Origin of the sequence: Chloracidobacterium sp. D (assembly GCF_018304685.1) — a bacterium.
GTDB classification, from domain to species: Bacteria; Acidobacteriota; Blastocatellia; order Chloracidobacteriales; family Chloracidobacteriaceae; genus Chloracidobacterium; species Chloracidobacterium thermophilum.
Genome location: NZ_CP072634.1, coordinates 222,002 through 240,652, shown reverse-complemented (window position 1 = coordinate 240,652; position 18,651 = coordinate 222,002). Strand labels below are relative to the sequence as shown.

The following is an 18,651-nucleotide window of genomic DNA, read 5'->3' as shown; positions in this document are numbered from 1 at the left end:
GTTTCAGAAACGCCCATGGCTACCTTGCAGCGCCCCCGGATGCAAGCCCGCCGAGCAAATCCTGCTCACGCCGAACGTTCCGGTTGACCATGTTGCGGCGGCATGTTTTTGTCGGAAAACGGGTTTTTCAGACCGGAGGATTGCCGTGCAGGACATCAGGCTCACCGTCACCGGACACCGTACGTTTGGCAGCTACGGCCACCTCACGCTGACGGCGGCGGAACCGCTCACATTTGCGCCGGGACAGTTCGCCATGCTCAAACCGGCCGGTGCACTTGACCCCATGTGGCGACGCGCCATGGCGATTTACCGCCTGCGGCGCAGCGGGGCCGGCAGCCAGGTTGAGTTCATCTATCAGGTCTTCGGGCGCGGCACTCAGGCGTTGCGGCGCGTACACGCGGGCGATGCCGTGCAGGCGCTGCTTCCGCTGGGGCGGCCGTTCGACATTGCCCCCGTAGCCGTTGGCGGACGCGAAGCCCTGCTCGTTGCCGGCGGTGTCGGGAGTGCAGCGCTGCTTGCGCTGGCCGAACAGCTCAAGCGGGAACAGGTAGCCACGCGCCTGTTTCTCGGCGGACGCTCCACCGTGGACCTCATCGGGCTGGAGGATTTCACCGCGCTGGGTATTCCGGTTCATGTCGCCACGAATGATGGCTCACGCGGCGTCAGGGGCTTTGTCACCACACCCTTCGAGCGGTTTCTTCATGACCACGCGGATGAAGTACGCAGCGGGAAGTTCGTGGTCTATGCCTGCGGCCCCGGGCCGATGCTGGAGCGGGTGGCGGCGCTGACGGCTGCGGCCTGCATACTGACCTACGTTTCGGTTGAGGAACGCATGGCCTGTGGCTTTGGCGTCTGTGTCGGATGCGTTGTTGCCGTCAGGGGTCAGGACGGCGCGACGGACTACCGCCGGGCATGTGTTGAAGGCCCGGTTTTCCGCGCCGACGAACTCGAATGGACGTGAGCCACCGCTAGCCGGCGCGTTCTTCCGGCCCCATGGTTTCCAGAAACAGGGATTCGAGTGACGGGCGCTGCACCCGTACGCCATAGACCGCCGCCCCATGTTCAACCAGCCAGCGGACGATGCCCGGCACGGCGGTTTCCTGTTCCAGTTGCAGCCAGACTTCACGTTCTGCCGTACGCAGCACGCGGCCGAAGGCAGCCAGCCCCCGGATGAGTTCAGGTGAGACTTCGCCAAGGTGCAGGTGCAGTTCCGGTGTGAGTCCCTCCCGCAGTGCGGTTTCGTGAACCACCCGGCCACGTTTGAGAAACACAACGCGGTCGCAGACGGCTTCGACATCGCCCAGAATGTGGGAGTTGAAAAAGACCGTGACGCCTTCATTGCGCAGCCGCAGGATGATGTCGCGCACGAGGATGCGCCCAATGGGATCAAGCCCGGACGTTGGCTCATCGAGAAAAACCACTTTGGGCTGATGGATGAGCGCCTGGGCCAGCCCCAACCGCTGCTGCATGCCCTTGCTGTAGGCCCCCACCGGGCGGTCGGCGGCATCGGTCAAATCCACCTCGGCCAGCAGGGTCTTGATGCGCCCGGCGCGTGCAGCGGCCGGCAGCCCGTGCAGTTGCCCGTGAAAGTCGAGCAGCTCACGGCCGGTCATCCAGTCGTGAAAGCGGAAGTGTTCGGGAAGAAACCCAACCCACCGGCGCGCTTCGCGTGAGCCGACGGGATGCCCCAGAATGAAGCCGCGCCCGGCCGTCGGATGGACGAGGCCGAGCAGCATTTTCATGGCCGTGGTCTTGCCCGCGCCGTTCGGGCCGAGAAACCCGAACACCTCGCCGGCAGCCACGCGCAGCGAAAGGTCGGCGACAGCCACCTTGCGGCCGAACACCTTGCGCAGACCTTCCGCTTCAATCACCCAGTTTCCGGCGGTCACAGCCAGCCCCGGAACCGGCTCCGGCCCCTACTGCAACGCGCCGGCGATGGTGAGAGCTTCCTGTTCGGTCAGGTTGCCGCTCAGGACGAACACCTGGTCGCCTTCCGTCCAGGCCAGCGTTGTTGCCCGCGCTGGCTGCCAGCGACGGTTGCGCCGTGGCGCTTCTTCAACGGCGTGCGGTGTCAGCAGAAAGCCCGGCTGCCCGCGCACGATGACCTGTTGCAGATCGTGGAAGCGGGCCGGGATGGGCAGCACGAAGGTCGAACGCCAGTCGGTCGTGGCGGCGACGCGGTGGGCGGCTTCGGCATCCATGCCGAGCATCCGCAGGTAGGCGTAGCCAAACGGCGTCAGCGATGTCCCTTCCGGCAGGCTGACTTCGGGCAGGCGCGCCTGCACCAGCGCGAACCGGTGTTCGTCGCCACGGGCAAAGCTGGTTTCCACGCGCCCGCCCAGCCGGAAGGCAATGGTTTGGCCGTCGAGTGAAGCCGGCAGCAGGGCATCCCGCAGTTCGAGGAAGTCGAGCACCTGATTGGCAAAGCCAACGTCCACCTTGAAGCGCGCGCCGCCGCCGCTGGACGTGGCGCGCATGTCCTGCATGGTGACGCCCTCCGGCAACCATGCCGGCGTACGGACAGCCATACCCGCCACCTGACCGGCTTCCCTGGCTGAGTTCACCCGCGCGGACCTGACCGTTGGCTCTGCGACTTCGACGTTTTCAGCGACGAGCGCCGGCAGGTCAAACTTCGACTGTACGCGGTTGAGGCGCTCCCGCAGGGCGGTCATCTGCTGGTCATCGAGACCGATGGCGACGACACGCGGCAGGCGGAAAGCGTCCAGAAAGGACTGTCCGACGGCGCGTACCGTTGGGGAAAACAGTGCGGCCGAGACGAACACTCCACCGACGGCAGCCGCCCACCAGACCGGGCGGCGGACGGAAAAAACGCCTTCAGACATTGGCTTTGGCTCCTTGCTGGCAATGGAAATCAGGCTTCTGAAACCGGTTTTTGTATGACACGGACATGTTGCCGGCGCAAGCCTTCCGGTCTGTGGGCAGGGTAAAGATTTGTTCATCCGGTGCGTTTTCCGGTCAGCCGGGCAACGACAGCGGCGTAGCGATCGCTGATGGAGCGTTGTCCGCGCAGCGCCAGGGAAAATCCTTCCGGGCGGCGTTCCCAGACGGCATCGCGCAGGGCATCCATGCGTTCGGTCAGCCGGGCTTGCAGATGGCAGGTCAGCGCGGTGATGTCGTGGACTTCGGCGCCACGGATCAGTTCACCGGGACCGAAATCGAGAAACACTTCGGGGCGCGGCTGGTCGTGGAACTCGTAGCGGATGGCGGTCGGAACGGCGATGCAGGCGGTTGTCCGGCGCAGGATGTGGGCTGTGCCGGGCAGAAAAGTCACGGGGCGTTTGTCGGGCGGGACGATTTCGCCCTGGGGGAAAATCCACAGGGCGGTTGAGGGAGCCGCCAGGCGTTCACTGGCATAGCGGATGGACCGGGCTACGTCGCGGGCATCGGCGCGGTTGACGGAAAAGCCGCCCATCCAGCGGAAAAACCGGAAGGTACGGAGCGTGGTTTCCTCGCCCATCATGTAGCCGTCGCGTCCGGTACGGCGGACGACAAAGAAGGCCAGCAGGGGGTCCCACCATCCCGGATGGTTGGCGTAGATGAGCAGCGGCCGGCGTGGTTCGGCGGTGAACACGTCAACGCCGCGCCACCAGACGGCGTGGAAGGCGCGGCGTAGCAGGTGTTGGTTGTAGGCGTGGACGACGCGCTGAAAGAGCGGTGAAGGCTGGGCCGGCAGCACGGGCTGGAGCGTGACCTGGATGCTTATGGAATGCCTATGCTTTGAAGCGCCTGCGCTGTGGAGCGCCTACGCTTCGGGCAGCGGGCGGTTGTGGGCATCCACCTTGACGACGCGGGGTTTGAGGTGGCGGGCTTCCTCGTCGGTAAACAGCCCGTAGGAAATGATGATGACGAGATCGCCGGGTGTACCGAGCCGCGCGGCGGCGCCGTTGAGGCAGATGGTGCCGGAGCCGCGTGGGCCGGAAATGGCGTAGGTCTCGAAGCGGGCGCCGGTGTTGATGTTGACGACGGAGACTTTTTCGTTGGGGAGGATGTCGGCGGCATCGAGCAGGTCCTGGTCAACGGTCAGGCTGCCGGTGTAGTTGAGGTTGGCTTCGGTCACCGTGGCGCGGTGAATTTTGGATTTGTGCATCAGGCGGAACATAGGCGGTCAGATGGGTGTGCCGTCCTTTGGCTGAAGGGTACGGCGCATGTGTTGGAGAAATTTCGGTCGGCAAAACATAGCGGAATCCGGCGTGTGGCGTGCATGTTTTTCTTGCCGGGAGCGCATGCGTCCCTGGGAGCGCGGGCGTCCCGCCCGCGTGGGCATAGGGCATCACACGATTCGGGGGTTGAAATCCGTCGCGGGTTTGAACCCACGGTGGATTTCAGGCGTCGCTACGCGACGCGGGGCGATGTGACACCGTTTTCCCGGCGTTGAAACGCCGGGCTAAATTCAATCGTCGCTAACGCGACGCGCCTGGGCGCGCAGGCGTCCCGCCCGCGTGGGCATTGGGCATCACACGATTCGGGGGTTGAAATCCGTCGCGGGTTTGAACCCACGATGGATTTCAGGCGTCGCTACGCGACGCGGGGCGATGTGACACCGTTTCCCCGGCGTTGAAACGCCGGGCTAAATTCAATCGTCGCTAACGCGACGCGCCTGGGCGCGCGGGTATCCTTTCCTGGGAGCGCGGGCGTCCTGCCCGCGTGGGCATGGGGCATCACACAATCCGGGGGTTGAAATCCGTCGCGGGTTTGAACCCACGATGGATTTCAGGCGTCGCTACGCGACGCGGGGCGATGTGACACCGTTTTCCCGGCGTTGAAACGCCGGGCTAAATTCAATCGTCGCTAACGCGACGCGCCTGGGAGCGCGGGCGTCCTTTCCTGGGAGCGTGGGCATCTTGCCCGCTTGCTTGGAAGCGCGGGCATCTTGCCCGCGTGGGCATGGGGCATCACACAATCCGGGGGTTGAAATCCGTCGCGGGTTTGAACCCACGATGGACTTCAGGCGTCGCTACGCGACGCGGGGCGATGTGACACCGTTTTCCCGGCGTTGAAACGCCGGGCTAAATTCAATCGTCGCTAACGCGACGCGCCTGGGCGCGCGGGTATCCTTTCCTGGGAGCGCGGGCGTCCCGCCCGCGTGGGCATGGGGCATCACACGATTCGGGGGTTGAAATCCGTCGCGGGTTTGAACCCACGGTGGACTTCAGGCGTCGCTACGCGACGCGGGGCGATGTGACACCGTTTTCCCGGCGTTGAAACGCCGGGCTAAATTCAATCGTCGCTACGCGACGCGCCTGGGAGCGCGGGCGTCCCGCCCGCGCGTTGTGCATCGCGGTTGGGGAGACGCCGTAATGCATGGCTATGGTTGTGATGGGTGGTAGGGGCGACCGGCCGGTCGCCCCTACCGCAACCATAACCACCACGTTCCCCAACGTTTTCATGCACCGTTTTGTGTGCCGTCACGACTACGACGTTTTCACGTGCCGTCCCCAATCACATCCAATGGGTCAGCGCCGATGTCCCGTTCACGGTCCAGATGCCAGCGCAGGGGGTTGGTCAGGATGTATTCGCGGATGCGCTGCCAGGATTGGTCGTCACGGATGATGTGTTCGTAGTAGTTGCGTTGCCACAGGCGGCCGGGAAAGGGTGGCCATTGGTTTGCCCGTACCCCGTCGGCATAGCGTTTGGTGGTCATGGTTTTGAACCGGTGCACCACATCCGGCAATCCCAACGTGGGGGCGGTTGCGGCGGTAGGGGCAGGCCCCCGTGCCTGCCCTGATCCCGATGTTGGGGCAGGCCCCCGTGCCTGCCCCGATCCCGATGTTGGGGCAGGCCCCCGTGCCTGCCCAGGCCCCGATTGGGGATTGGGGCAACCACGGGGGGTTGTGGGGCAACCACGGGGGGTTGTGGGGCAACCACGGGGGGTTGCCCCTACGTTCATTTCGTCGGGGTGGACGTGGGGGGTTGCCCGTACGTTGCCGGTCAAAATGATGATGCCGTGCACATGGTTGGGCATCACAATGAACGCATCGGTCTGTACGCCCTCATAAAACAACGCCAATTCATCCCACACCTGCTGAACCATCCGCCCTGCGTCGTTCATTCGCATCTCGCCCGCCACCACCTCGCCGAACAGACACGCCCGCCCCTGCGTGACGATGGTGACGAAATACGCCCCTGGCCGGGTGTAATCGTACCCTTGCAGGCGAATGGAACGACGGTGATGTCTGGCGGGGTCGTAGGGCATTGGTACGATTTTCGCGTCGTTTTGCGTTGTCTCAATCGTGGTCGGGGCGGTTGGAGTGCAGGTTACGGGCGCGGTACAGGGATGGTTGCCATGTGCAGCGCGGTTGACGGTTGGGCGTAACCAGCCATTCGTCCGATCCCACGTCATCGCATGGCATGGACATGCATCGTTTACAGACCGCCCCACGGTCGTTACTTCAAACTCTCTTCCACAATCCTGATTTCATCCGGCGTCAGCCCGTAAAGACGATAGACGTGTTCGTCAATCTCGCGTTCCAGGTTCGTCACATCCGCATGTGGATTGGCCTGTTTTGCCGCCAGAATCCTGTCCACCAATGCCTCCAGTGCTGCCTTATCTGCTTGTGAGGTGGATGGGATAGGGATTTGGCCAACATACATCGGTTTGAACTCGTAAAATCCGCCCTGTTTGGTGGCTGCAATAGAACGAATAAACCACCACATTGGACTTGAATTCAGTATTGCAAGCAGGCATTTGAACTGTTCGCTCACACAGATGGTCGTCTTGTCGTTACTGTAATGACCTGCAAGGTCAGGCGCATACGCCACCGTCTTCTCAATGGCTGGAATTACAACCTTCGGCCGCTCGAATTCCTGCCAGTAGGCAATGTTGTCTTGGATTTCATACCACTCGTAGCTGCCGGGCTTCCTGCCGCCGGGCACACCGGGCATCAGACGCTTTTTGAAAGGCAGAAGATGCTCGTAAACAGCCGGATACTCTTTGATGTTGATCCCACGCCTGGTGAAGATGAGCCACAAATCCTGCGGTTCCACCCGCCAGCGTTTGATGTCACGGCCGCGAAGGAAAGGCTTGAGCACGTCGGCGGATGAAGGATGTTCGGCGATGAGACGGTTGCGGGTGTCGCGGTTCACCACAAAGGCTTCGTTCAAGCCAGTTACAATACCGCGATAAAGCCGCCCGTTGACATGTTCGCCCAGCGGTGTGCCGGCGGCACGAAGTTTGTCCAGCAGATGGAGAGCGACGGGTGATTCCAGTCGCCAGCCGTCGGGGCGAAGTTCGCGTTGGGCAAGCAGAAAGCTGTGGGTGCGAAAGATATGGGGAAATTCCTCCACCGGCGGCCCGGGCTGCCAGTTCAGAGCGCGGAGTTGGGAGTCAGCCGTTGGTGCTTTGCTCAGGACAAGAATGGTCGGATAGGCGATGGCTGTGAAGACCGGCGCATCGCCGAAATCAATGATGCAGTGCATGGTCTGGCGGGCGAGAAGTTCGCGCAGCTTCTGACCGTAGGCGGAGCGGAAAAACTTGTTGCTGGAAATAAAGGACAGAATGCCGCCGTCGCGAAGAAGATCGAGGGCGCGCTCGTAGAAATACACATAGAGGTCGGCCGTGCCGGTATAGCAGTGATACCCTTGGGCTTGCAGCAACGGCTTCAACTCCTTGATCTCCTCCTGCCGTACGTATGGCGGGTTGCCGATGACGATGTCAAAGCCGTCGCGGATGCCAAACATCCACTCTGCATCGAAAAAGGGCGCCGAGGCGTTCTGGTCGTAGGGGTCCCACGCGGCGAGCAGGCGGGCGGTTTGGTCGTCCCAGCCGTCAGTCTTCAGTATTTCGGCAATCTCAGCGCGCAACGCGGCGTCGCGTTCGCGGTATTTGCGCTTGGTGGTGGGCGTTTTGGCGGTGAAGTGGGCGGCGCGCACCTGTGCCAGTTCGCGCTCCAGTTCATCAATCTTCGGATTGCGGAAGGCAAGCTGCCGCGGCCGCGCAATGCCAATGAGCGTGTTGGCCGCCACAAAGCGGGTCTCCAGATTGGGCAGCGCCCGAATGCCGAGGTTTTTCGCCTTCGGATTGACCCGCTGATCCACGACCAGCGAGATAAAGAAACGCAGCTTGGCAATCTGGACGGCGATGGGCTGGATGTCCACGCCGTAAATGCAGTTTTCAATCAGGTAGAGCTTGCGCCCGTAGTCGAGTTCGTTGGACGTGAAGGACGCTTCGATGTCGGCAATGACCTTTTCGCGTACGGTGGCATCGGGGATTTCCTGGGCCTTGGCAATCTGGCGCTCTTTCCAGCGCGCATTGTTGGGGTCGAGCTTGCCGAGAACAAACACCAGCCGGTGCAGGATGCCCATGGGGAACGCGCCGGACCCGCACGCCGGATCGAGAATCTTCAGATGGTCAATGGCGTGGATGAGCGCTTCAACTTCAGCATCCGTGAACTGGTGCGGTTCGTCGTTGTACGCGAAAAGATGGCGGAGACGGTCTTCAACGTTTTTGGTGTCGGGAAATGTAGCTTCCAGTCTGGTTTTCAGGACGGCAATAAGGGCTTCATCCACCATGTAGTCCACAATCTCACGCGGGGTGTAGTAGGAGCCGGTGGCTTTGCGCGCCGTCGTACGGGTTTCCGGGTTGTAGGCTGCCAGCAGGTTCTCGAAAACCTGCCCCAGCAGCTCCGGGTCAAGCGCTACTTCCTGATCGAACGGCGTGTTTTCGGTGAGCGTGAAGTTGTAGGAAGCCAGCGTATGGATCAGCCCCCGCACGCGGGCGCGGCGGTAGCGCGTTTCGCCGTAGGCGTGGCTCAGATCGACTTCCCGCTCATCGCCGAAGAAGAGTACATCCGGCACAACCGGCTGACTGTCAGGACGCCGGGAGAAGCCGTCCATGCGGATGTAGCGGGGGTTGCTCTTTGTGCCTTCGATATGGTCGAGGCACTCGAACAAACCGCCGTTGAGAAAGGGGATATCCCTGAACAGTTCCAGAGCTGTCTCCGGGTTCTGGAACAGTTCCCTGTGCCGGTAGAGGTTGTGCGCCATGAAGTTCTGCCCGTCCTTGGCCCAACCGCGCTTGTCCGTCTCTGTGTTCAGCGTGGCAAAGAACAGATTTTGCAGGATGGCTTTGTAGAAAACCGAGGGTGTGTCTTCATCCGGCGCAAAACCATTGAGCAGGGCGGGCAGCGATTTCGGATCGAAGAGCCTTGCCGGAAGGAGCCCCTTTTCCCTGAGAAACCAGCAGAAGATCAGCCGGGTGATCAGGCGGATGAGGCTTACGTGGTCCTTGCCGTCGGTTTTGGGCGCATCTTGGGGAAAGCGTACGTGATCCAGTGCCCAGAAGTACCAGTTGGCCACTTCCTGATAGAACCGTTTTGTGACCGCCTCCACGCTGAACGCCGTGGTGAGTTTATCGGTGACGCGGGTAATCGGCGGTTCGCCGGCGTGGAGTTCATCGAGGCTGAAGGCCAGCTCCGCCAGCCGCTCGACGGTGGTGCGGGCCGGCGAGCCGACTTCGTAGGGCAGGGTGCGCAGTTCAATCTTTCCGTCCGAGCGTTTGCGCGCCCAGGTGAAGGCAAGCTGGCACCGGTTCCGGGCGACATACACCAGCAGATGTTCGGCATGGGTTGGGGCGAGTGCCCGCTGGACGGCGCGCCGGGCCGTGGTTGTGGGCAGTCTGTCATCGGGCCAGTCCATCATGTACACCGGCAACCCGCTCATCTGGGCTACGGGTGCAGCGGTCACTTCGCACGAGACAGGGGCGTTCAGTTGCAGTTTGCGCGGCTTCAGCCCATGCGGGTGGCCCCACATCAGTTTTTCGCAAAAAAGTGAAGTGATCAGCGCCGGAACGTCCTTCGGCCGTTGCCCGCATGACTCCAGGATTTGACGAATGCGCTCCAGATGGTTCATCACTTCGCTCCCGTGGCAATCAGTCCCAATGAGCAGATGATGTGCGGCCCGGCGGATTCATCCGCTTCTTTTTCGCGGATTTCACAGAGGTTGTCCTCCCCGGCGCGGCGGGCAACCATATCGAGCAGATCGGGGTCGGCAATGCCCAGCCGCATTTGCCGGCTGATGGCTTCCCGGGCGGCGCTCTTGAGCGGATACCACCAAATCATGTCGAGCACCGCATCGAGCTGCTGAAGCCGGTCGGGTGAGACGGCAGGGGCGAAGGGCAATTCGCCCTCACCTGCTTTCAGGCGATCGCGGTATTTGTTCAAACGCTCCCAGAGTTTGCGCCGTACGCTGCGCAGGCTGCCAAGATGACCGCCTGTGACATGCTCTTCCGTCGCCATCTCGACGCAGCGTGCCACCAGTTCGTGATGCTGTTCGGTCCGCTCCAGCGGAGGTGTTTCCGGCGGGCAGGCAATGTCGCGGAAGATGGCTGAAAGCGACTGCGACACAAGGCTGCCATGTTCATCCACGCGGATGAGGGCATCGGTGCCGTCCGGGTAGCGCAGATAGGTGACGACGCCGGGCGGGCCGTCTGCAGGGGCAAACGGCCGTTCGCCACTACAACGCAATGCACGGGTGGCTGAGACAATCGGCGGCAGGGACAGGCATGCCTTCCGGTCGTCGGCAGAGGCGCTGTTCCACACCTGCAGGGCGAGGCTGGCCAGATCAATGTCTTCATCGGCGCCTTCGTCGTCGAGCGTGCCGGCTTTTTCCGTGTAGAGGTCACGCAGGCGTTGCGCGGCGGCTTCGCCGAAGAAGGAATCATCACTGCCGATGACTTCCTGATGCTGCTGGAGACGGGCGACAAGCCTCTGGCGCAGGCGGATGATTTTCTCAACCCCTTCGGCCGGCCAGAATGAGTAGATAAGGATCGTGTCGTGCTTCTGGCCGATGCGATCAATCCGCCCGGCGCGCTGGATGAGCCGGACGATGGCCCATGGCAGGTCGTAGTTGACCACAATGTGTGCATCCTGCAGGTTCTGGCCCTCGGCCAGCACATCGGTGGCGATGAGCACCCGCAGTCCGGTTTCCCCGGCAGCCAACCCGCCATTGGTGGAGGGACTGAAGCGGCGGGCCAGTGTGACCGGATCGCCCACCTGGTTGGTCAGCACGGCAACTTCTTCCATGCCGGTGGCGCGAAGCTGCCCGTGGAGGTACAGCGCGGTGTCGGCAAACTGCGTGAAGACAAGCACTTTTTCATCGCGGTGGGTTCTGAGCAGCTCAAGCAGCGCATGAAGCTTGGTATCTGCCGCAGGCTGCCACTGCCCCGCGATCTCCAGAATACGGTGTAGGGCATGTGTATCGGAGCGCAGGGCGTCCGCCAGTTGGGGGAGGAAAAATCTGGAACCCAGCCAGTCAAACCGATGGTGATGATTCTGTCGGTAAGCTTTGTAGATTTCCCCGGCGCGCTTTTGGTACTCGTCCCACGTTCCCTTCTTTTGGGCCGGAGTTTCCGTGGCTTCGGTCACTTCTATGTTGTCGGAATCGGAAATTTCCACCGCTGCTTCGTCGGCGTCGCTCATGGCTGTGTCCAGCATGGCGGCGTCCTGTGTGCCGATGGGAATGGGCAGGTTGTTTTCGAGCGCGTGGAGGGTGATGAGGTTCCGCACCATGTGGCGCTGCACCGAGAGCAAAAAGCTCTGGCCGCTCGATTCGAGGCGCTTGAAGAGATTGGTGCGGCAAAAACCGATCAGGCGCTTGCCGGCGCGGTTGAGGTTGGCAAGGATGCGCTTTTCTTCGGCGGAAGCGCCTTTTTCAGCCTTGGGCTTGAGGTAGTTGGCCAGCCCGTACCGTGGCAACGCGAGGTCTTCGATGACCTTCACCACTTCATCGCGGAAGAGCCGGGCGTACTGGTCGGCGGGGTCTGCTTCGTCAATTGCGAAATCAACCCGTTTGGGCTGGCGCGCCGGGAAGTAGTGGGGTTGACCGTTGAGCCGGACGTAGTGGCGGCCGCTTGCCGCGTCAAATTCGGCGTAGTGCCGGATGATGAACTGGCGGGTGCGTCTGACCAGAAACAGCCGCATGAGGTCCTGCCAGTCTTCGGAAAAAAAGCTCTGTTCAAACGCCCGCAGGCTGTGCGGGGAAGTCTGGAAGCGAGCAATAAAGTCGGCTTCTGTCTCACCCCGTTCCCGTGCCAGCCACTGGAAGTAGCGTTCCGGGCGCACGTGCAGGTCCCGGTCTTCATCGAGAAACAGGCGAAGCTGGTTGCTGATGTCGGTGTAGTGCTTGTTGTAGGGCGTTGCGGTGAGCAGCAGCACCCGGGATTCATTCTGCGCGATGTACTCCTGGATGGCTTTGTAGCGTTCGCCCTCGCGGTTACGCAGGTTGTGGCTTTCGTCAATGATGACCAGCCGGTAGCGCGGGAGGCCGGGCAGTTCACTGATGGCGCGTCCGATGGAGAGCACCCGCCCGGCGATCTGGTACTCCTGCATGTAGCGGTCCCACATAGGGGCGAGTTTTGGCGGGCAGATGACCAGTGTATTGTCGCCGCTGTCTTCCTGCATCAGGCGGGCGATGGCAGTTGCCATCAATGTTTTCCCCAGACCCACCACATCGCCAAGCAACACACCACCATGACGATGGAGCTTCTTTGCCGCAAGAGACACAGCAGCTTTCTGGAAATCCAGCAGCACATCGCGAAACATGGACGGCATCTTGAACTCATGTTCGCCCTGGCGCGCATCTTCCGAGAGGTGATAGGCGATTCTGAGGTAAATCAAGTAAGGGCGGATGAGTTCTTTGCGCGCCCAACTCTGGTCAATCAACTCGGCCAGTTCGCTGGAGAGATCAACAGCCCAGTCATCCTTCCATCGTTCATCAAACCAGTCCTGAAGTTTGCGTGCGGCATCCTGCTCAACCACATCCACGTTGAGTTCACCCTGCCGGGAAAGCCCGGCCAGCGTGAGGTTGCTGCTCCCGACAAAGCCGATGAGCGGCGTGACTTTGTCCTTGCGCCTGACCAGATAGAGCTTGGCGTGGAGCGGATAGCGCAGGAAGGCCCGGATGAAGACTTTTCGTTCCCGGAGCTGCCGGGCCAACTGTTGCAGCGTACGTTCGGCAGCATTGGAAGGCACGCCGAATTCAAGCTGTTCCTTGAAGCTCTCGGTGATGCGGCGTCTGAGGCGCGCGGCAGTCGGACCGTCAATGGGCAGGGACGGCTGGCCGGTTGCCCCGGTCTGGCGATGGATGCCCTGCAAAAGCCGCATTTCCTCGTCCGGCGGGCGATGCATGCCCACGAGGATGCGACATGCGTGATGTTCGTCCGAGCCGCCCAGATGTTCGATGGAGTCGGCCAACTGGTCCCAGCCGCGCAGGTTTAGATAGCCAACGCAGAACGAGCATGCGACAGCTTCCGGGAGGATGCGGCGCAGCCCTTCAACCAGCGGCGACTCGATGTTGTCGTAAATTTGGGGCATATCTTTCCCGCATCAGGTGAGGCTGTTTTCTGTGAAGGGACAGAGCCTGCCTTTGCTGCCCTCCGGCTGGTGTCATCCGGGCCATCAGCCGGGCCGTGGGCAGCACCTGTCACTGAAATGCGCGTAGGGCTTTTCTGTCGCTTCTTTGGCCCGGAAGATAATGCGCCAGCAGGTTTATTGCAAAAAGTGAAGGCTCAGGGGCAACGAGGGGTCAACAAGTTTCCTGAAAAACTTGCAAACCTCTTTCCCTGAAGCACGACAGCCCCGGACAGGCTTGCTCTGGGATAAGGCCTTGGGAAATCGAGGCTTTCCTTCTGGCAAAAGGGATGACCATGCTTTTTCTGTGTGGCGGAACGCCCGCACTCTCAGAGCTGTGGTTCCTGTGCGGGCGGGACGCCCGCGCTCCCAGGCTCGTCGCGTAGCGACGCCTGATTTTAGCCGTGGGTTTCAACCCACGGACGCGGTGCCCCCACACCCCCGTCGCGTCAGCGACGGTTGAATTGAGGCGTGTTTTTTCAACCCATGATGGGTTTCACAACCCACGGCTCCTGGGAGCGCGGGCGTCCCGCCCGCGTGGGCATTGGGCATCACACAATCCGGGGGTTGAAATCCGTCGCGGGTTTGAACCCACGATGGATTTCAGGCGTCGCTACGCGACGCGGGGCGATGTGACACCGTTTTCCCGGCGTTGAAACGCCGGGCTAAATTCAATCGTCGCTAACGCGACGCGCCTGGGCGCGCGGGCGTCCCGCCTGCACGGATTGCGCAACGCATCGAAACGCTCCCCGCCGGTGGCACTCATCCGTCGCTATGCGACGGGAAACAATTGGAGGGGCGACGTGATCCGTGGGTTGCCCCCCACGATCTGTGGGTTGAAAAACCCACGGCTAAATTCAGTTGCCGCTGACGCGGCATGGTTTCCCTTCGCGGCCCGTGGGTATCCCCAACCCCCATTTCCGTGGGCATCCCCAAATCTCCTCCGTGGGTTACCCCCCCGATCCGTGGGTTGAAACCCACGGCTAAATTCAGTTGCCGCTGACGCGGCATGGTTTCCCTTCGCGGCCCGTGGGTATCCCCAACCCCCATTTCCGTGGGCATCCCCAAATCTCCTCCGTGGGTTGCCCCCCCGAATCCGTGGGTTGAAACCCACGGCTAAATTCAGTTGCCGCTGACGCGGCATGGTTTCCCACTTCGCGGCCCGTGGGTATCCCCACCCCCCATTTCCGTGGGCATCCCCAAATCTCCTCCGTGGGTTGCCCCCCCGATCCGTGGGTTGAAACCCACGGCTAAATTCAGTTGCCGCTGACGCGGCATGGTTTCCCACTTCGCGGCCCGTTCCCACTTCGCGGCCCGTAGGTATTCCCACCCCGCATTTCCGTGGGCATCCCCCAATCTCCATCGTTGCGTACGGGCAGCCACCACCCCGCCAGGTTGCCCCCCTCGCGCAGGGAAAACGTGCCGCATCGGCCCGCGTCGCGTAGCGACGGTTGAATTTATTGGAATCTCCATCGTCGCGTAGTGACGCCTGATTTTAGCCGTGGGTTTCAACCCACGGATCGCGGTGATGCCCCCATTCCCATGCGGGCCAATGCGGGCGGGACGCCCGCGCTCCCAGGCCCGTCGCGTCAGCGACGGTTGAATGCCGTGGTTTTCAACCCACGGATCGCGGTGATGCCCCCATTCCCATACGGGCCAATGCGGGCGGGACGCCCGTGCTCCCGGCAATCAGCGCAGGAAAATATCCACGTAATCGGTCACGCCATCACACGGGTTGTCCATCTGCTGCAGCCGCCAGAAACGCCGCTTCCCCTTGATGGCAAACGTCATATCGCCTTCGCGCAGGCATGGCTCGCCACCGTTGATGTGGCTCACGCGCGTGACGATCCTCCCCCGAAAGTCAAACGTCCGGTCCTCAACGCGCGTCACAATGCCATCCACCTCGACGAAATCCCCGGTTCGCGGGTCCCGCTGCGCCCCCTGTATCACGAGCAATCCCTGCCGGTCCGTCACCGTGAGATCACCGGACTTTTTCGGCTCAAACCAGCTTATCCACTGCAACTGGAGCTTGTGCCGCCCCAGGAGCTGGGCATAGCCCGTCCGGCTGTTGACAATCGTCCCCTGCCGCCCTTCCCCCGTGCGGCCCGCATCCTGAAGCCCCGCATCCTGAGCGCCCACCCCAACCGTCAGCGCCAGCGCCAGCGCCAGCACCCACACGACCCCCATCCACCGCAACCGGCTTGTTGACATGATGTTTCTCCTGCGATGACCAATGAATGGCTACTTGGCGCGGCCAGGCACGTCCGAAATGTCCAGCGGGTCGGGCGCTGACGGCTCCGGTTCAGGACGCGGCGGCGTCAGCACTACGCTGTCAATAAGGCGCGTCCGGCCAAAGTGCGCGGCAATGGCCACCAGCGCCGGTTGGGTAATCTCCGTGATGGGTTCCAGCGTCTGAGCATCCACAACCTCAACGTACTCCACCTCGGCCAGCGGCTCCGTCATAAGCTGCCCGTGCACCCGCTCCCGAATCACCGCCGGATTCGTTTCCCCCGCCGCAAACAGTTCCTGCGCCAACTCCAGCGACCGGGGCAACACCACGGCCGCGCGCCGCTCTTCCGGCGAAAGCCGGGCGTTGCGCGAACTCATCGCCAGCCCGTCGGCTTCCCGTACCGTCGGGCAAAAGACCAAATCCGGCGGAAAGTACAGGTCCCGCGCCATCTGCGCCACCACGCGGCACTGCTGATAGTCCTTCAGACCAAAATAGACCCGGCGCGGCAGCGTAATCATCAACAGCTTCGCCACGACCGTCGCCACGCCGCGAAAGTGTCCGGGACGATGCCGACCACACAGCGGTTGCGAAACCCGCGTCACCTCCACAAAGGTCTGTGCGTCGGGCGGATACATCGCCGCCGCACTCGGCATGAACAGAATGTCCACGCCAACCGTGCGGGCAATCTCCAGGTCAGCCGCTTCATCGCGCGGATACCGCTCGAAATCCGAAGGGTCGTTGAATTGCAGCGGATTGACGAAAAGCGACACCACGCACACGTCATTTTCCTGCTTGGCGCGCCGCATCAGGGAAACATGACCATCGTGGAAAGCCCCCATGGTCGGCACCAGCCCGATGCGAATGGCTTTGTCCCGCAACGTCAGCGCCGTCTGCTGCATTTCGTGTGGTTCCCGAATGATCTTCATCGCAGTCCCCTCTCCACAAGCTTCAGGCGTCACCGGCAAAACCAGTGATCATCGGCATCCGGCCAGCATGACGGCGAGACCTTACGCAGCGCGTTGCACCGGCGCAAATGGTTTTTTCGGCAACTCACGCCAGCCGCCGGCCGCAGTTGCGGCACCGGAGACACTCTTCCTGAAACAGAAAACCAACCCAAAACAGCGGCCAGCACAACAACAGCAGCAGGGCGAAAATGACCCACCCGGCCGGTGACGTGCGATAGGTAATGCGCGGCGGCAGGGTTGTCCGGCAATAAGGACACGCAAAACCGCCAACCACCACCACGGGCTGAACCGGCAGCGGATGTGCCAACGGCGGAGACACCGGCGGCGGCAACGGCATTGGCGGAGGAGCCGCCGTTTGCGATGCACCGTATGGCGAACCGTATGGCGGCGGCAGCGGCTGTTTGTGTGGCGGTGGTGCAGGCTTCGGCGGTGGCACTGACGGCGGGGGCGGAGCTGGCGGCGGACCGGACGGCGCAACCCCAGCCGAACCCAGGTAACTGGGATACTCAAAGATCGAAGCCCCGCAGCGCAGACACCGGCTGGCAGCCGTTTCATTCACCTGTCCACAGTTGACACAGACAATCATGGCTGCTCCTCGGACGTGGCCTTACACGTCTTTTTTCGCCTTATCTTCCGGCTTCAGGTCATCCGCCAGCGGCAGGTCATCGAAGCTGATACGCGCCAGAACCGGCCCGCCGGCCGGCAGGCCGTTCCACGCAAACACCACCTCCGGCGCTGGCTCCCGCGTCGGCAGGTTCGGCGCACTTCCGGTCGCGGAGACTTCCCGCCGTGGCTCGACCACCGCCAGTATCCGCAGCATGTCGTGCAGGTGACGTGGCGTGTTGCCAAACTCGGTGGCCGCCTCCGGTGTCACCAGCCGCACCAGCACCCCGGACTTGACCAACCGGTTCAGCAGCGACGCCGCATAGGTCACGCCGGTTTCAAAGGCCGCCAACTCGGCATCGCTCAAATCACGCGCCGGACGCGGGTCAAACCGCACCGTCACCCGACGCTCATCCTCCCGCAGACGGTCACGCACCATAAGCCGGCGCGTTTTCGCCGTGGCCTTCCAGTCAATGTCGCGCCGCCGGTCGCCATCGCGGTACTGCCGGATGGCGTAGAGGTCCGCCCCCAGCCCGCGCCGGTTCGTCTCCCGCGCCCCCAGCGCCTCCGACAACGCCTTTGGGACGGAAACCGCTGCATCCACTGCCGGATACACCACAATCGTCCCGGAAGCTGCAAAACGGCGCGTCTTCTGCAGAAAGCCAAAGGGAAACTTCGTCGTCACCGTGAAACCCGTGATGTTGTACTGACCACGCGCCGGAAACCGGTGCTCGATGGTCTGGCGTACTCTGGCGCGCGGCCCGACGATGACGAAGTGCACGAGATTGTCCATTTTTGTCGTGTCCGCCGGCGAACTGTTCTGCAGCTTGTTTGGCGACTTCCCGCGCCACGTCCACCACCGTTTGACCGTGTCCCGGGCGGGCAGACGTGGGCCGGCCTTTTGCGACACCCGGACGCCTACGGTCAGCGACATCGAAGGCACAAGGTGTTTCTGATTGGCCACGCTCACTTCCAGCACTGCCGCCTGCCCGGCGTGGATGTGCTCCGGGAAGCGCAACCCCACCGTCAACCCGCGCAGCATGCTTTCCGAGACAATCCCCGACGCCACGATAACGCTGATGAGAATGGCAAAAATCAGGTACAGCAGATTGTTGCCGGTGTTGAAGGCCGATAGCGCCACAACCACTGTCAGCAGTACGAAAAAGGCGGTTTCCTGCGTCGGAGCATAGCTGATGTCCAAGCGGGCCAACTCCATACGGACGCGGCGGGCCAGCCTGGGAATGACGTACACCCCGGCAATGGCAGCCAGCCCCAGCGACAGGGCAAAAAGCACCTCGGCCAGCAGGTCAACGTTATAAGCAGGCAGGAGCTGGATTAGGAAGCCCAGCACCAGGCACAGCAGCGAGCTGCCAAACAGCAGGCTGGTGATGACAAATGCGATGGTCGCGCTTTTGAGTTCCGCGCGAAATTCAGGCGAAGCGAGGCGCTCGCGGAAAGTTGCCAGCATGTGAATCCAAAGGCTTCGGAT

General features: G+C 62.2%; 14 protein-coding genes. 1 reads left to right on the top strand and 13 read right to left on the bottom strand.

Annotated elements, in window-relative coordinates; all coding sequences use genetic code 11:
* Positions 1–145: 145 nt before the first annotated feature.
* A complete protein-coding gene (locus J8C01_RS00980; RefSeq protein ID WP_187288391.1) occupies positions 146–961 on the top strand; it encodes an iron-sulfur cluster-binding protein in 816 nt (271 codons plus the stop codon).
* A 7-nt stretch (positions 962–968) separates the two neighbouring features.
* Here J8C01_RS00980 and J8C01_RS00975 read toward each other — a convergent pair whose 3' ends face one another.
* The 13 genes from J8C01_RS00975 to J8C01_RS00920 all read right to left on the bottom strand — a co-directional run bounded on the left by J8C01_RS00975 (position 969) and on the right by J8C01_RS00920 (position 18,630).
* Positions 969–1,889, bottom strand: coding sequence for an ABC transporter ATP-binding protein (locus J8C01_RS00975; RefSeq protein WP_211432092.1), 921 nt, complete (start codon positions 1,887–1,889; stop codon positions 969–971).
* 27 nt (positions 1,890–1,916) lie between these two features.
* On the bottom strand, positions 1,917–2,843 hold the full coding sequence (locus J8C01_RS00970; RefSeq protein ID WP_211432091.1) for a hypothetical protein: 927 nt from the start codon (positions 2,841–2,843) through the stop codon (positions 1,917–1,919).
* 113 nt (positions 2,844–2,956) lie between these two features.
* Entirely contained in the window at positions 2,957–3,697 is a 741-nt protein-coding gene (locus tag J8C01_RS00965; protein WP_211432090.1) for a lysophospholipid acyltransferase family protein, read from the bottom strand.
* A gap of 66 nt (positions 3,698–3,763) precedes the next feature.
* Positions 3,764–4,120: an aspartate 1-decarboxylase gene (panD, locus tag J8C01_RS00960; RefSeq protein ID WP_058868315.1), complete on the bottom strand. Its 357-nt coding sequence runs from the start codon at positions 4,118–4,120 to the stop codon at positions 3,764–3,766.
* Between the two features lie 1,060 nt (positions 4,121–5,180).
* Complete coding sequence (locus J8C01_RS00955; protein ID WP_211432089.1) at positions 5,181–5,408, bottom strand: hypothetical protein; 228 nt, start codon at positions 5,406–5,408, stop codon at positions 5,181–5,183.
* 35 nt (positions 5,409–5,443) lie between these two features.
* Complete coding sequence (locus tag J8C01_RS00950) at positions 5,444–6,214, bottom strand: transposase (RefSeq protein WP_211432088.1); 771 nt, start codon at positions 6,212–6,214, stop codon at positions 5,444–5,446.
* A gap of 31 nt (positions 6,215–6,245) precedes the next feature.
* On the bottom strand, positions 6,246–6,371 hold the full coding sequence (locus tag J8C01_RS15480) for a hypothetical protein (protein WP_256444023.1): 126 nt from the start codon (positions 6,369–6,371) through the stop codon (positions 6,246–6,248).
* 34 nt (positions 6,372–6,405) lie between these two features.
* Positions 6,406–9,702, bottom strand: a complete 3,297-nt coding sequence (locus J8C01_RS00945; protein WP_249355460.1) for an Eco57I restriction-modification methylase domain-containing protein — start codon at positions 9,700–9,702, stop codon at positions 6,406–6,408.
* A gap of 164 nt (positions 9,703–9,866) precedes the next feature.
* Positions 9,867–13,328, bottom strand: a complete 3,462-nt coding sequence (locus J8C01_RS00940) for a helicase-related protein (RefSeq protein WP_211432086.1) — start codon at positions 13,326–13,328, stop codon at positions 9,867–9,869.
* Between the two features lie 1,725 nt (positions 13,329–15,053).
* A complete protein-coding gene (locus tag J8C01_RS00935) occupies positions 15,054–15,575 on the bottom strand; it encodes a hypothetical protein (protein WP_211432085.1) in 522 nt (173 codons plus the stop codon).
* Positions 15,576–15,605: 30 nt separating this feature from the next.
* Complete coding sequence (gene panC, locus J8C01_RS00930; RefSeq protein ID WP_211432084.1) at positions 15,606–16,520, bottom strand: pantoate--beta-alanine ligase; 915 nt, start codon at positions 16,518–16,520, stop codon at positions 15,606–15,608.
* A gap of 124 nt (positions 16,521–16,644) precedes the next feature.
* Positions 16,645–17,145, bottom strand: coding sequence for an LITAF-like zinc ribbon domain-containing protein (locus tag J8C01_RS15545; protein WP_014098700.1), 501 nt, complete (start codon positions 17,143–17,145; stop codon positions 16,645–16,647).
* A gap of 21 nt (positions 17,146–17,166) precedes the next feature.
* Positions 17,167–18,630 carry a DUF58 domain-containing protein gene (locus J8C01_RS00920; protein WP_211432083.1) on the bottom strand — a complete coding sequence of 488 codons (1,464 nt, stop codon included), beginning with the start codon at positions 18,628–18,630 and terminating at the stop codon, positions 17,167–17,169.
* Between the last annotated feature and the right edge of the window lie 21 nt (positions 18,631–18,651).

Bases quoted from the DNA above. Each gene is read 5' to 3' on its own strand.
- J8C01_RS00970 (WP_211432091.1), bottom strand. From the start codon at position 2,843: ATGTCTGAAGGCGTTTTTTCCGTCCGCCGCCCGGTCTGGTGGGCGGCT.
- panD (WP_058868315.1), bottom strand. From the start codon at position 4,120: ATGTTCCGCCTGATGCACAAATCCAAAATTCACCGCGCCACGGTGACC.
- J8C01_RS00955 (WP_211432089.1), bottom strand. From the start codon at position 5,408: ATGAAAACGTTGGGGAACGTGGTGGTTATGGTTGCGGTAGGGGCGACC.
- J8C01_RS00950 (WP_211432088.1), bottom strand. From the start codon at position 6,214: ATGCCCTACGACCCCGCCAGACATCACCGTCGTTCCATTCGCCTGCAA.
- J8C01_RS15480 (WP_256444023.1), bottom strand. From the start codon at position 6,371: ATGCCATGCGATGACGTGGGATCGGACGAATGGCTGGTTACGCCCAAC.
- J8C01_RS00940 (WP_211432086.1), bottom strand. From the start codon at position 13,328: ATGCCCCAAATTTACGACAACATCGAGTCGCCGCTGGTTGAAGGGCTG.
- J8C01_RS00935 (WP_211432085.1), bottom strand. From the start codon at position 15,575: ATGTCAACAAGCCGGTTGCGGTGGATGGGGGTCGTGTGGGTGCTGGCG.
- panC (WP_211432084.1), bottom strand. From the start codon at position 16,520: ATGAAGATCATTCGGGAACCACACGAAATGCAGCAGACGGCGCTGACG.
- J8C01_RS15545 (WP_014098700.1), bottom strand. From the start codon at position 17,145: ATGATTGTCTGTGTCAACTGTGGACAGGTGAATGAAACGGCTGCCAGC.
- J8C01_RS00920 (WP_211432083.1), bottom strand. From the start codon at position 18,630: ATGCTGGCAACTTTCCGCGAGCGCCTCGCTTCGCCTGAATTTCGCGCG.